General features: G+C 39.2%; 17 protein-coding genes. 9 read left to right on the top strand and 8 right to left on the bottom strand.

Annotated features, from left to right (window positions below; all coding sequences use genetic code 11):
* The coding region (locus CL181_RS09900) for a PAS domain-containing protein (protein WP_141398867.1) at nt 1–1,545 on the bottom strand (1,545 nt) is incomplete at its 3' end.
* Between the two features lie 287 nt (nt 1,546–1,832).
* Between CL181_RS09900 and CL181_RS09895 the strand changes: the two genes are divergently transcribed.
* Complete coding sequence (locus CL181_RS09895) at nt 1,833–2,645, top strand: response regulator (protein WP_097299147.1); 813 nt, start codon at nt 1,833–1,835, stop codon at nt 2,643–2,645.
* On the opposite strand, the gene CL181_RS09890 is transcribed toward CL181_RS09895, so the two are convergent.
* On the bottom strand, nt 2,621–3,616 hold the full coding sequence (locus CL181_RS09890) for a hypothetical protein (RefSeq protein ID WP_097299146.1): 996 nt from the start codon (nt 3,614–3,616) through the stop codon (nt 2,621–2,623). The genes CL181_RS09895 and CL181_RS09890 overlap by 25 nt on opposite strands.
* A gap of 86 nt (nt 3,617–3,702) precedes the next feature.
* Here CL181_RS09890 and CL181_RS09885 point away from each other — a divergent pair, with 86 nt between their 5' ends.
* Complete coding sequence (locus CL181_RS09885) at nt 3,703–4,452, top strand: DUF128 domain-containing protein (protein ID WP_097299145.1); 750 nt, start codon at nt 3,703–3,705, stop codon at nt 4,450–4,452.
* Here the strand turns inward: CL181_RS09885 and CL181_RS09880 are convergent.
* Entirely contained in the window at nt 4,449–5,054 is a 606-nt protein-coding gene (locus CL181_RS09880) for an ATP-binding protein (RefSeq protein ID WP_255251531.1), read from the bottom strand. The two genes, CL181_RS09885 and CL181_RS09880, sit on opposite strands and share 4 nt — an antisense overlap.
* Before the next feature lie 78 nt (nt 5,055–5,132).
* On the opposite strand from CL181_RS09880, the gene CL181_RS20315 reads away from it, so the two are divergent.
* From CL181_RS20315 to CL181_RS09855, 6 genes are all read left to right on the top strand, one after another.
* Entirely contained in the window at nt 5,133–5,372 is a 240-nt protein-coding gene (locus tag CL181_RS20315; protein ID WP_176505144.1) for a hypothetical protein, read from the top strand.
* Nucleotides 5,362–5,805 (top strand): PIN domain-containing protein, encoded by a 444-nt coding sequence (locus CL181_RS09875; RefSeq protein ID WP_176505149.1) that lies wholly within the window; start codon nt 5,362–5,364, stop codon nt 5,803–5,805. Before CL181_RS20315 ends, CL181_RS09875 begins: the two co-directional genes overlap by 11 nt.
* A gap of 135 nt (nt 5,806–5,940) precedes the next feature.
* On the top strand, nt 5,941–6,423 hold the full coding sequence (locus CL181_RS09870) for an adenosine-specific kinase (RefSeq protein ID WP_097299142.1): 483 nt from the start codon (nt 5,941–5,943) through the stop codon (nt 6,421–6,423).
* On the top strand, nt 6,423–7,316 hold the full coding sequence (locus CL181_RS09865) for a homoserine kinase (protein WP_097299141.1): 894 nt from the start codon (nt 6,423–6,425) through the stop codon (nt 7,314–7,316). Before CL181_RS09870 ends, CL181_RS09865 begins: the two co-directional genes overlap by 1 nt.
* A gap of 45 nt (nt 7,317–7,361) precedes the next feature.
* A complete protein-coding gene (locus CL181_RS09860) occupies nt 7,362–7,844 on the top strand; it encodes a hypothetical protein (protein ID WP_097299152.1) in 483 nt (160 codons plus the stop codon).
* Nucleotides 7,837–8,319 (top strand): DUF2240 family protein, encoded by a 483-nt coding sequence (locus tag CL181_RS09855; protein ID WP_097299140.1) that lies wholly within the window; start codon nt 7,837–7,839, stop codon nt 8,317–8,319. Before CL181_RS09860 ends, CL181_RS09855 begins: the two co-directional genes overlap by 8 nt.
* Here CL181_RS09855 and CL181_RS09850 read toward each other — a convergent pair.
* The 4 genes from CL181_RS09850 to CL181_RS09835 form a co-directional block, all read right to left on the bottom strand.
* Entirely contained in the window at nt 8,300–8,575 is a 276-nt protein-coding gene (locus CL181_RS09850) for a DNA-directed RNA polymerase subunit L (RefSeq protein ID WP_097299139.1), read from the bottom strand. The two genes, CL181_RS09855 and CL181_RS09850, sit on opposite strands and share 20 nt — an antisense overlap.
* Nucleotides 8,576–8,583: 8 nt before the next feature.
* Entirely contained in the window at nt 8,584–9,249 is a 666-nt protein-coding gene (locus CL181_RS09845; RefSeq protein ID WP_097299138.1) for an exosome complex RNA-binding protein Csl4, read from the bottom strand.
* 122 nt (nt 9,250–9,371) lie between these two features.
* Nucleotides 9,372–9,971 carry an METTL5 family protein gene (locus CL181_RS09840; protein ID WP_097299137.1) on the bottom strand — a complete coding sequence of 200 codons (600 nt, stop codon included), beginning with the start codon at nt 9,969–9,971 and terminating at the stop codon, nt 9,372–9,374.
* A gap of 1 nt (nt 9,972) precedes the next feature.
* The gene (locus tag CL181_RS09835) at nt 9,973–10,620 is read right to left on the bottom strand and encodes a hypothetical protein (protein ID WP_097299136.1); all 648 of its coding nucleotides are present in this window, start codon (nt 10,618–10,620) and stop codon (nt 9,973–9,975) included.
* Between the two features lie 141 nt (nt 10,621–10,761).
* On the opposite strand from CL181_RS09835, the gene CL181_RS09830 reads away from it, so the two are divergent.
* Nucleotides 10,762–11,934 carry a hypothetical protein gene (locus tag CL181_RS09830; RefSeq protein WP_097299135.1) on the top strand — a complete coding sequence of 391 codons (1,173 nt, stop codon included), beginning with the start codon at nt 10,762–10,764 and terminating at the stop codon, nt 11,932–11,934.
* 10 nt (nt 11,935–11,944) lie between these two features.
* Here CL181_RS09830 and pdxT read toward each other — a convergent pair whose 3' ends face one another.
* A complete protein-coding gene (gene pdxT / locus CL181_RS09825) occupies nt 11,945–12,538 on the bottom strand; it encodes a pyridoxal 5'-phosphate synthase glutaminase subunit PdxT (RefSeq protein WP_097299134.1) in 594 nt (197 codons plus the stop codon).
* Nucleotides 12,539–12,543 lie beyond the last annotated feature (5 nt).

Genomic DNA, 12,543 nt, shown 5'->3' with positions numbered 1-12,543 from the left:
TGCCTTTGCAAGCATATTTGCATCTGTTACCAGTAAATTCACAGCATCAATACAGTTATTGAGATTATTCTTTATCTCATTGAAATCGCCCTTGTATTCATCCTTGATCTTTTCAGGAATATCGCCTTTTGAGATCCGGTCCACATATTCTGCTGCCACGTTAAGAGGGCCAATGACTGAGTCAAGGGTATCGTCTACGCCCTGTACTATCTTCCTGAAGTCACCCTGATGTTTTGAAGCGTCTGCACGCGTATCGAGTTTTCCTTCAACCGCTGCCTTTGAAAGCATGTCGGCATCAGTCACCAGAGCGGCGATGTTGGTTTTAAGGAGCATGAGCCACTCATGGATCTGATCTTCGGGAGACGCTTTTTCAATGGTTGCAGTGAGGTCGCCATTGGCTATCTTCTTTTCATAAACTATCAATGCATTCAGCCAGTCGTGTACTCCGTTTACCGCATCCTTCATTTTGGCATGATCACCCTTGCAGTTGATTTCGACCCTTTCCCGCAAATTGCCTCCACGAATGAGATGGAGGACCCGGTTGCCCTCCGCAATGGGTAACAGGATTGCATCGAGCATGTTATTGATATTCAGTACCACGTCTGCGTATGCACCCTTGAACTGTTCGGGCTTGCCTCTCTCTGAAAGCTGCCCTTCTTTGGAGGCTACTGTCAGGCGCGTAAGTTCCTTCTGAAGATCCTGAAGTACAGAGATCACATTGACCAGGCCCCTGGACAGCATGTCATTTTCAGACCTGACATTGATTTTCACGGACAAGTCCCCAAGCCCAATACACCTCGCAGCATTGGCCTGGTTCTGGATAGCATCGATACAGTTATTCAGGTTATTCTTTATCTCATTGAAATCACCTTTATATTCATCCTTGATCTTTTCAGGAATATCACCTTTAGAGATCCGATCCACATATTCTGCTGCTACATTAAGCGGGCCGATAACTGCATCAAGGGTCTGATTCACTCCCTGCACAATACTCTTAAATCCCGGAGTCTTAAAATTGTCGGGATTACCTCTTGTATCAAGCTTTCCTGCGATAGCCGCCTCAACAAGACACTTGATCTCGGCAACTGCCATCTCTTCTTCCGAGGTGTCAATAATACTCTCAATTCCGCCCACAATATTACCAGTATTATCAATAAGCGGGGAAGCAGTATAGCGGATTGAAATATCACCAGCAGGCAGTTTGGCTCTGGTATTGGAAGTGAAACTGCCATTTTCCTTAATCGCCCTTATCATCTGGCAATTGGAAGTATTACAATGATCGGTTTTCATAATATTGAAGCACTTCTGTCCTATACAGGCATCTGCCGCCCTCCCTACGGCTTGGGCACCAGCTTTGTTAATGAACCGAACATTCAGGTCTTTATCTACGGACAATATCGGTATATGGAGATTGTTTAATAAACTGATCTTTGTCTTTTCCTCTTTTACATGTTTGGTTACCGAATCCCGTATGTTTGGGGATCTTTTAATATTGTTTTCAATATTTTCTTTAACCTTTTTTTTATTCCCGGATCTTTTCTGCATTATTTCACCTTATTTTTGATTATTTACATGATTTAGAATGAAATTGTACCTTTATTCTATATCAGCAGCCCGTATTGCCCCCCGAAGGGCAGTTTATGGCGATACAAAGATACAATTGAAAATTCAGTTTTATATATATTACTAAGATTCAAATTTTGAAACAAATTCCGAAACAAACTTTGAAACAAGTACAGATTTATCACACTTTTTACACAAATCAGTTTAAATGTTTGCATCCAGCTACAATGTATTATATATAGAATAAACAAAAAAAGCGAGGCAATACAATGGATAAACCCAGGATACTTGTAGTAGACGATGAACCAGTAAATGTTGAACTGCTGGATGGGATTCTGTCTAATGATTTTGAGATAATCAGGGCTTTTAATGGAAATGACGCACTGACACAGGTTGAAAAATTCCTGCCGGATTTAATACTCCTTGATATAATAATGCAGGGTATGAATGGCTACGAAGTATGCAGAAAGCTTAAGGGCAATGAAAAAACAATATCAATTCCAATAATATTAATCAGCAACCTTAAGGATAAGCCTGACAGGATAAAGGCTATTCAGGCTGGAGCAGATGAATTCCTGTCAAAACCTTTTGACATGGATATATTATGTGAAAGGGTGAAATCCTTACTAAAAGTAAAGCATTACTATGATAATCTAAGGGCTCTGGACACATACGGACAGATGTTTTCAATAAATAGAGTCAGCAATTCACCGGATCATTTTGATGTGGATTTTTTTAATAACAATGTTGCTTGCACAGAGGATATAGTCAAAAGCCATCTTGAGATAATATTACTAAAGTTCCTGTCTGAAAAACCTATGTGCGGCCTGGAGATAATTAAAGAGATTAATAGAAAGTATAATGTTTTATTGAGCCAGGGGACTGTATATACGACTTTATATAAGCTCAAGAAGGATGGGATATTATATGCAGAATTTGAGAAGGGAAACATGAGGACGAAGAAATATTCTGCTACAGGGGAAGGAAAAATGACAATATATAAGAAGATCAATGAATTTGTTAATATGGAGATGAATATTTTGAATTCTATCCAGGTTCAAACCATTTCAGCATCGTTATAGACCTTAATTGCCATTATATGCCCATCATAGCCGTTTATATCCATTACTTCACGTTTGCCTTTTATCTCCCAGACAGGAATATATAGTAGATCAATATTAAGATTAATTTCAGATGGGTCAGGTGCAAATATCCTGTTCTCAAAGACTATCGTATCACCTATCATTTCATTCAGCCTGACCTGCTTAGTATGTTCCCTGATAATGGAATTCAGGGCTTTTTCCGAAGCATCGTTTTTCTGGATAGAAGGCTGCATTATCTCATAATTCTGGGTGGGCATCATGATGTTTTCCCTGATATCCCTGTATTTATTAAAAAAATTCTCACCAGTTATAGCATGGATATATCCTTCACCATCACCCGTCAGGTCAACCACTTTTGATTTGTATTTCTTCTGGATATTAAAAGAATAACTATAATACCAGACCGGGATAAATTTCAATGTCTGGCTTTTTGGCGTTCCGACTTTAGCTTGCGCTATTGATATAGCATCTTTTTTCCCTATATTTACAGGTACGCAACGAAGCATTACTTTTATAGTTTTTTCATATTCCTTTGTTAAATGTTCTTTTGCCTGAGGTTCATTTACTTTCACCGGTTCTTGAATTGATGAAAAAATACTATACTCGTTCTCATCCGGTTTTTCTTCATGCTTTGCAAGTGCCTCTCCCAGTACCACTCTTCCGATTTGCATTTCAAGTTCCCCCCTGTCCCATAGTATAAGCCCGTCATTAAGTGCGAGCATGCGGATCTTCTCATCAAAGGAATCTGATATTACTATTCCCTTGCCATATCTTTTCACCATGTTTGAAAAATACCTTATATTATTATAATTAGGGTCTTTTTCAAATTTAATAAGGAAATGTTCTGTATCCTTTTCGGCAAGCAGGTCACATATATCAGATGAACTTATGCTGTAACCACGATTAGCGAAAATATTTTTGACAATATCAATTACTACCTGCTTATTCATAATATCACTTCTTACATGTCTAAAAAATACTTAATCTTTCGGTATGTTTATGACTCATCGTAATTATACATGATTGCTGAATTAATATGGCCGATTTAATGTTCATAATCTCAAGGATCGAAAATATGATGTATGAGGTTACCTTTGATCCGGTAAAAAGAAAAGGTAAAATAATCGTAAATATTTCCATAGTCAATGAATCGGATTTTAAAAAAATCATTGGTCTTTTCAGGCAGGCCATTCATAGCGGACTTGCAGTAAGTCCATTTATTAAAATAATACGACATGGAGAAAAAATAGGTAATCTCAAAATTGAAACCGGAAAGATTGGAATAGCTACAGCCTGCAGCATCACTATAGATGGTGTACTGCTAAAAGCCGGAATACCTGTAAAACCAAGATTGGGGGGTGTCGTTGAAATTCATGAAGGTTCGCCTCTGAGATTTACGGATGTTTTGACATATGATAGTACGACGATCGATCCTCTTGATATTTTTATGTCCCAGGAACTCACATCTGTAACCCAGATGATCAACACCGGCACAGGAAAGATACTGGCAAATCTCAGAGAAGCTCCCATGTCGGCCCGCGACAGGATAGAGCAGGTGCTTGATTTACTCGTTGAATCGGGATTTTCATGTATTCTTGAAGTCGGGGAGCCCAATAATGATATCCTGGGTATCCAGGTGGGAAGGGATAAACTGGGAATTGCTGTGATCGGGGGTACGAATCCCATGGCTCTTGTGCAGGAAAATGATATTGAAATAGACACGCAGGAGTTATCGATTTTACTTGATGTTGAAGAGATGATACATATTGATGAACTGAAGGTTTAGTGTGCAGGATTATCAGTTTCCTGGATTAGAAGCCATTTCCACAATGATTTAAAGATTATTTCTTTGCCTTTGATATTTTCTTCTCCCTCATAGTCTTCTGTTATCACAAGACCTCTTTCCAGATTTAACTCTTTCATAGCCATGATCATTCCTGTGATCTCCCTGTCCTTTGTTTCCATATTGGATATATCATCGCAAACCTGTATCAGCTCTCTTATTTGTAAACCCTCTTTTATTATGAAATCTACTTCCCTTCCGGCTGCATCTTTGTAATAATATATTTCTATCATAGGGTCAAAAGTCTGTCTGATCCTTAACTCATTTGCAACAACATTTTCCATGAGCTTTCCTGAGTTTTTCGAAAAACGAAAGCCTATCACATTTGATAAACCTGTGTCTACTGAATATACTTTTTTCTGTGATTTTTCCTGTTCTTTCATAGAGAATGAGAATTTCTTTATGAAGAAAACAAGACATGCAGTTTGTATATAGTCTGAAAATCTATCTACAGTTGTATGGGGGATATTTAAGAATTTCGAGGAGGTGATCTTTTTGCATGATGGATTATATGTGGGGCAAATATTTAATATTTTGCCCCACACGAAAGGCAAAAAGTGAATTTTGAACTTCAAATTTAGATCCGCAATACATTTAAATACATCAAAAATCCATTTACATTCATGGGCACGATAACAGTAAATGTCAAAGACGACGTCGAAAAGGATTTTCGAAAGCTTGTCCGCAGCGTTCACGGCGCCAGAAAAGGCGATCTTGGGAAAGCTCTGACTGAAGCGATGCAGAAATGGGTATATGAAAAAAGGCAGGAAAAGATAGCGCAAGAGGCATTGAAACTCCTTGAACTGAAATTCAATTTCGGTAAGAGATTATACAGGGATAGGGATGAACTCTATGAGCGATGAACTTGCCCTTATCGATTCGAACCTATTGACCTATGTTTTTGATGAGGGTGAACCCGAAAAGAGAGAGATATGCAATGAGCTTGTGGCAGACTGCTGGAAAAGAAAACGAGATTTTGCAGTTTCTGTCCAGAATCTTTCGGAATTCTATGTTGTTGTAACAAAAAAGATATCAAATCCGATACCTGCAAAGGTTGCAAAAGACTTTATTGAACTTATCATAGATTTCCATGGCTGGCATGTCCTTAATTATAATGCCCAAACAATTAAATCCGCTATCGGAATTAGCACAACAAATGGCATTCACTATTGGGATGCATTACTGGCTGCAACTATGAAAGAAAACAATGTATTTTCAATTTATACGGAAAATGATATGGACTTTAAAAAGGTTCCCTGGCTAAAAACAATCAATCCATTTTCCTCTCTTGCCTGAAATGGATTTTGCATAGATTAAATTCTATGCATAGATTTTGTGCATAAATATTATAAACATGCTTATGATCTGGAAATTATAAAAATCAGCATCATTTAAATACCTACAAAACAATAATAATTATGGGAGATACATATGGAACTAAAATCTATAAAAATAACGGCGCCTTCTGATACAAACCTGATCCTCGGACAATCGCATTTCATAAAAAGCGCTGAGGACCTGTACGAAGCACTCATCACTTCGGCTCCGGGCATTAAATTTGGCCTGGCCTTTTGCGAAGCATCAGGAAAGTGTCTTGTAAGGAGTGATGGAAATGATGAGGAACTTATCAAAGCTGCGCAAAGTAATGCCATGGAACTTGGCTGCGGCCACAGCTTCATAATATTCATGCGAAATGCATATCCCATAAATGTCCTTAATTCGATTAAAAACCTTCAGGAAGTATGTAATATTTTTTGCGCTACATCCAATCCTCTGGAGGTTATTATAGCCCGGACTGAACAGGGTAGCGGTATCCTTGGCGTCATAGATGGTGAAAAACCAGAGGGTATTGAAAGCTCAGGGGATAAAGAAGAAAGAAGATCATTCCTTCGAACTATTGGTTACAAACGATAATGGTAAAAGATCATTTGAAAATAAGAGTTCCTGCGACTTCTGCTAACCTGGGGGCAGGCTTTGATGTATTCGGAATCGCCCTTGAAACCCCTTATGATATAATTGAAATTGAAAAAAGCGATAGTACAAAAATAGTAATGCTTGGAAGAGATTCCCAATTCGTTCCAGCTGACCCGCAAAGAAATATTGCAGGCATCGTTGCTTCGATCATGAAGGTCACTGTGAAGATCACAATATACAGGAACATTCCACTTTCAAGCGGGCTTGGGAGCAGCGCTGCACCTGCGGCAGGCGTCGCGTTTGGCATAAACGAGATGTTTGAACTCGGGCTTTCACAGAATGAACTTGTGCGAATAGCTGCGCAGGGTGAAAAAGCAGTATCAGGAGCTGCTCATGCCGACAATGTAGCGCCTGCTATCTATGGTGGATTCGTCATTGTGCATAAAGACAAAATAATTTCTCTTCGCCCTGAGAACATTGGTATAGTTGCAGTTCATCCCGAAATCATAGTCAGCACGCGCCAGGCCCGTGCTATCCTTCCAAAAAAACTGTCCCTTGAAGATATTTCTTTTAATACGGGAAATGCCGCTTCTATGGTAGTCGGAATGATGAAAAGTGATATAAGACTTATCGGGGAAAGCATGGCTAACCACGTAATTGAGGAGGTCCGCTCAAACCTTATAAAAGGATACAGGGAGGTCAAACAAAGTGCGATCCAGGCAGGTGCAGCCGGTGTGACAATAAGCGGTTCAGGGCCTACATTGATCGCGGTTTGCAGGATGGATCAAAGAGAGAATATTGCAGAAGCGATGATACGGGCTTTTTCTGAAAAACAGGTAAAAAGCGAGGCTTTTATAACTACAATAGGTAAAGGAATATACATTATAAAGTAACGCAAAGCAATAAGCTTTTAAGATTTCATGACGATACATGCTGATATGAGACGCACTTATCATCTTTTCCCGCAAAACCCGGAATTTGAACGTAAATTTAGATTCGAAGCCGACCTCCCTTTCCTGGTAAGAACAATTGCAGGACTGAATGGCCAGTTCGGTACATTCATCACAGATGGCCCGGACCGTAAAGCAACTCCTATACAGGCCAAGAGAAGCATTGAAGTTGAAATAGCAGATAAAAGCGTTGATTTTGTTCCTCTTAATAAGAACACTCTTGATCCGGTGATAAAGGACATTACACCGGAAGGAACAATTGATTTTAAAATCAATCTGCAATATTCCGTACTGGATGCAAATTATAACCGTGTTGCTTTCAAAGGCGATACATATCTTGTAAGGACAAACCTTGATAACAGGGTTCTTACTATGAATATACATCTTATCGACGGTCTGGCAAGGACTGCTCCTGAAAGAATAGCTGATACCATTGTTGAAGAGATAAAAAGAAAGGCTGGTAATGTCTGATCTTACTTATACCGTATCAATGCCCTTTAAAAGAAAGGGAAAAGATGCGCTAAAAGATATGGAATTTGTCCTTGCGCTCTCCCTGGATTTGAAATGGTTCAATCCTGAGCAGGCAAAAAACATATTGAATGATGCCCAGAATTCGGGTCTTTTAATACGCGAAGGAGAATTTGTACATCCTTCATTTGATATATCAAAAATTGAGATACCTTCCGGATGGAAACCCGTTATTGGAGAAAACAAAACAATTATAGAAAACAAAACAATTTTTGACAGGATAATCGATCGGATAATACAGGGCACGGGAATAGAAAAAAGAAAAGTTATTGCAATGATAAATAAAAAACAGGAAGAGTTTGCAAAACAGGTATTAATAGAGGTCAGCGCCATTCTCATTGCGGTTGAGAACGGGGTTATGGTGGATGACCTTATCGATGAGGAGTATGCGGCTTTAACTACTTTGTCTTCTTCGTAAAAAGATCTATAAACTCTTTGCATTCTTTGATCAGGTCCTTCGATGCTTTTTTTATCACATCGATGGGGTCTGCGCCATCTGTCCTCACAAAAAGGATTGGTTCGCTGATCGTTGGATGCTTTATATCATATGTTGCTATTTCAACATGTTTGTTGTTGAGTAAAGCAGTCTTTAGCATATTGAGCAGAGTATGAGTTTCACCTGCTACCTTAATGTTAATTTCTTTGTCCGTTTTTTTAAGGATCGTAAGTTCCATAATATCACCTAAATAATACCTGTCCCGTAATCAGAAGATAATTTTCTTGTCTCTGTCCTTTCACATTTGGGACATTTAAGTTTGTTGTTATCTATTTTCAGAACTGTTCTGCAATTTCCGCAATAAGCCTTCATAACGCCAAGTTCCTTATTGACAGTTGACAGGCGCATGTTCCGAAGGTCAAGTACTCTTGCCTTTACAATATCAAACGGGGCGAATTCATAATACAATTCCTTGACATAGGCGTCTTTTACATTTGATACATGAATTGCAGCCTGGTCCGCATTGACGATCTCGCGTTCGCCTTTGCCTTTGATTCCTGCGATCTCAACGAGCGCAACCGAATCTTTTACATCTGTGACCTGCCCGATAACGATATCTCCAACCACAAGATGCGGAGGTGTGTTCGTGACAGGTTCGACTGATATGGAACGCTCTTTATTGTTTATCTTAACAATACCGCTTGCTGATGCGTAAATATTCCCCCCTTCCACATATGCGCCGCTTTTTGGGATGAATTCTTCCGAAGTTCCAATAAGGTCACCCGGCAAAACATTTCTTATTTCTTCTTTTTGTTCTTCCTCAACTGCTTCTTCAACAGGTTCTTCGGCCTCAACAGGTTCTTCGGGTTGGACGGTTTCTTCTGTACTCTCTTCTGTAATTTCCGGTTCCATGGTTACATCTTCAACTTCTTCTTCCAGCTCAAGCTCGTTTTCTTTTACTCCTTTGGGTTCTTTTTCGTCACCCTTGCCAAGCTTTCTTCTGCTTGTTATTTTTTTTCGTTTGATTCTAATAATTATCCCTCTGTTCTTTTCTCGATCCTGTATATCTCAACTTTTATGACCAGTCTTTCCTTCTTATGAAACCCGAATGTCCTTTTTATCGGGAAATCTATTAATTTGTATTCTGTTATGACCGATGGGCTTATGAATTTTTTTATAAATTCTGCACTCCGGGCATTATGTATGGAATAAACCACGCTGCTTAATTCGAGGGCTTTCCTCAAAAAAGGGCGATCGCTTCCTTTCTTCTGCGCGCCAAAAGGCGGATTCATTACAACCGTATGCGCTTTTCCACTTATATCGGAAATATTGCTGCATACGAACTCGACATCAACGTCAAGTTTATGTGCATTTGCCCGTGCAATCTCTAAAACCTCTTTATCATCATCAAAACCTATAACCTTTTCTGCCCCAAGGAGTTTAGCGCCAATAGCAAAGATGCCACTTCCGCATCCAAGATCGTAAACCGTACCTGTGATATCTCCTTTCATAAAGGCAAAATGCAACAGCTCCGAGGCGACAATTGCTGGTGTTGCATATTGTTCCTTATCGGCTTTAGGTGACTTGAAACCTTCCACTTTTTCCAGCATAATCTCAAGATGTTTTTTCTTCATGTCATTTCTTCGCGATAAAATGTATAGCTGGCAGCATGGATTCACCATGTTCTTTTACTTTGTGGAAATACTGCTTTACAAGCGCCTTTAAACCTTCTCCGCCCTGTGTTTTTTCTAATTTTACAAGATTTCCCAGCATCAAGAGGTGCTCATTGACGAATTCCTCAGGGACCGTGATATCATGCCTGATGCTTTCAACTGTTATCTCTGTGAATCCCGCTTTATTCAGCTTGAGGCTTATTTCTTCAAAATCATGCTGGTAGAGGGCTCCAATACTTTTCAGGATTTCATTAAATAGCAGATTTGACTTTTGCGCTTCATTGGTTGCAGCCCATTGCATAATCATGAATGAAAAACTTGCATCTTTATCAAGCACTCTTGCTGCCTCTTCAAACAGGAAATCAAGTTTTTCAGACGATACAAGGTCAAAATAATGATAAGAAACAACTGATTTGAAGACAGAATTCTTAAATGGCAAGAGCAGCGGTTTTATAAGAACTGCGTTTGAAAGTACTCTTTTTGAGGTTATCCCGAAAACAGCTGAGTTGAGTTCTTCGGATAGCATCCCCCCAAAATCCAGGACTCTGGAATCGGGAATAAGGTTTGAGCGTTTAATAAATTCCTGTCTGTCTTTTGCTGCGTAGGGCATAATTATCAAAATATCTCAGTAATTATATATCCTTTGCAACTCTTATCGTGATAAGTTTTGCGACGATAACAGAAACAGCGTTCAAATTTTAATAGATAACTTAATTATTATCTTAAATACAATTATGGATGAAGTGAATCAATGAAAAACATAACAAAAATAATAATCTCAACATTTTTGGTCATTTTATTGGCAAATGGCGCTTTAGGATTTCCGGGAATGGGCGGAAATTCAAATGCTACCAATTCCAGTACTACCAATACCACAGATATCCCGCAAGATACACAAAATATTTCACAAATAGACTTAACTAATACAACAGAATCAGACCAGGATATCATTATGGTCCAGCATCTGATTGAAGTGGATGATTCGGCCCGATTAAAGGCAGAAAACAAATTGTTTATCCGTGAAACCCTTATTTTCAGGAATATCGGAACAAAGGATTTCTATGGTGATCTAAGAACATGGGTCCCTGATGGATCAGAGGATGTCATTGTTGCCCGGTCGGAAATGATGACAGGCGGCGGGAATGTGCCAATCGATTTTTCGCAAAATGAGAATATCGTAAGCTGGAAGGATTATGTTGAACAAAACAGCAGTTTACCATTCCTGTATGTTTTAGAATATACAGTTCAACAGAAAGCTGGGGCATCAAGCTCAGAAATATATTCAAAGAAATTGGCTGTTCCTGCATTAACAAGTTATAGATATGTGGAAAATCCGAACATAGGTGCTGCTTTAGTAGTAAAAATTACAAAACCTGAAGGAAATGCAGTCCAATTCACTGATGAAAATGGCGATAAGATGGCTGCGACCGACGTGGACGAAAAAGCCGGGATTTTCAGGTTCTCGTCTCCGGAATTCAAGGAAATAAATGTTGAAATATCATCATCCCCGTTACCTGCATCCGCAAGCCAGAGCTATGTTCCATATATTGTTATAGGGATATTGATAATTCTTGCTCTCCTATATCCTTACATAAAGAAAAAATTAAAATCTGAGGACGGTAAAGGAAAGGGAAAAGTAACCTCAGAAAACTCAGAAAAAAACAGGACAAAAGCAACGAAAATAAACAAGAGAGAGGAAATTGAAAAACCTTCAGAGGCCCACAGTGTCGTATCATCCGGAAAATATGACGGAAAAAAAGTGAATGAGCTTTTAGACATCAAGAAACAATTGCTTTCCAGTATAAAAGACCTTGAACAGAAATATGAATCCGGGGATCTCCTGGATGAAGATTATGAGGACAGAAGGAGATCATACCAGGATGACATTAAGGAAATTGAGGAGAAATTGAGACAGATGGGATGATTATCCTATCTTATCCTATCATTTTCAAAAAATAATGGTGTATCCTGTAATCATCTGTCAATTCAGGATGAAATGCAAGTGCAAGTATATTTTTCTGTCTTGCTGCCACAATTGAATCTTTATACTTTGAAAGTATCTCCACGTCATTGGTGCATCCTGTGATGCCCGGAGCCCGAATGAATATAGCATTAAAAGGCGTGTCAAATCCATTAAAACCGATCAGGGTCTCAAATGATTCTCTCTGGCGTCCGAATGCGTTCCTGTTTACATGGATATCCATGATTCCAAGTAATGGCTGCCCTGTTTTTTCTACCTGATCGTCTCCATGTTTTGCAAGAAGAACAAGCCCTGCGCATGTTCCCATAATTGGTATTCCAGCGCTGGCCGCCTTCTTTATTTCATCCGCAATGCCTTCCCGTTCCAGGAGCCTGCCAAGTGTTGTGCTTTCTCCCCCGGGCAGGATCAAGGCATCGCATGAATCAACTAATCCTTTGTGTTTTATTTTTATTACCTCAGCCTGAAGACCAGCACGGCGCAGTGCATTTTCTATTGCAATAACGTGTTCTTCTACATTTCCCTGGATAGCGATTACTCCGATACGCATGCGTC

It is taken from the genome of Candidatus Methanoperedens sp. BLZ2 (genome assembly GCF_002487355.1).
Taxonomy (GTDB): domain Archaea; phylum Halobacteriota; class Methanosarcinia; order Methanosarcinales; family Methanoperedenaceae; genus Methanoperedens.
This window is presented reverse-complemented; position numbering and strand designations above follow the sequence as displayed.

Excerpts from the sequence above, each read along its gene's own strand:
- CL181_RS09840 (WP_097299137.1), bottom strand. The coding sequence starts at position 9,971 with ATGAAGAAAAAACATCTTGAGATTATGCTGGAAAAAGTGGAAGGTTTC.
- CL181_RS09870 (WP_097299142.1), top strand. The coding sequence starts at position 5,941 with ATGGAACTAAAATCTATAAAAATAACGGCGCCTTCTGATACAAACCTG.
- CL181_RS09890 (WP_097299146.1), bottom strand. The coding sequence starts at position 3,616 with ATGAATAAGCAGGTAGTAATTGATATTGTCAAAAATATTTTCGCTAAT.
- CL181_RS09895 (WP_097299147.1), top strand. The coding sequence starts at position 1,833 with ATGGATAAACCCAGGATACTTGTAGTAGACGATGAACCAGTAAATGTT.
- CL181_RS09875 (WP_176505149.1), top strand. The coding sequence starts at position 5,362 with ATGAGCGATGAACTTGCCCTTATCGATTCGAACCTATTGACCTATGTT.
- CL181_RS09830 (WP_097299135.1), top strand. The coding sequence starts at position 10,762 with ATGAAAAACATAACAAAAATAATAATCTCAACATTTTTGGTCATTTTA.
- CL181_RS09845 (WP_097299138.1), bottom strand. The coding sequence starts at position 9,249 with ATGGAACCGGAAATTACAGAAGAGAGTACAGAAGAAACCGTCCAACCC.
- pdxT (WP_097299134.1), bottom strand. The coding sequence starts at position 12,538 with ATGCGTATCGGAGTAATCGCTATCCAGGGAAATGTAGAAGAACACGTT.
- CL181_RS09860 (WP_097299152.1), top strand. The coding sequence starts at position 7,362 with ATGAGACGCACTTATCATCTTTTCCCGCAAAACCCGGAATTTGAACGT.
- CL181_RS09885 (WP_097299145.1), top strand. The coding sequence starts at position 3,703 with ATGGCCGATTTAATGTTCATAATCTCAAGGATCGAAAATATGATGTAT.
- CL181_RS20315 (WP_176505144.1), top strand. The coding sequence starts at position 5,133 with ATGGGCACGATAACAGTAAATGTCAAAGACGACGTCGAAAAGGATTTT.
- CL181_RS09865 (WP_097299141.1), top strand. The coding sequence starts at position 6,423 with ATGGTAAAAGATCATTTGAAAATAAGAGTTCCTGCGACTTCTGCTAAC.
- CL181_RS09850 (WP_097299139.1), bottom strand. The coding sequence starts at position 8,575 with ATGGAACTTACGATCCTTAAAAAAACGGACAAAGAAATTAACATTAAG.
- CL181_RS09835 (WP_097299136.1), bottom strand. The coding sequence starts at position 10,620 with ATGCCCTACGCAGCAAAAGACAGACAGGAATTTATTAAACGCTCAAAC.
- CL181_RS09855 (WP_097299140.1), top strand. The coding sequence starts at position 7,837 with ATGTCTGATCTTACTTATACCGTATCAATGCCCTTTAAAAGAAAGGGA.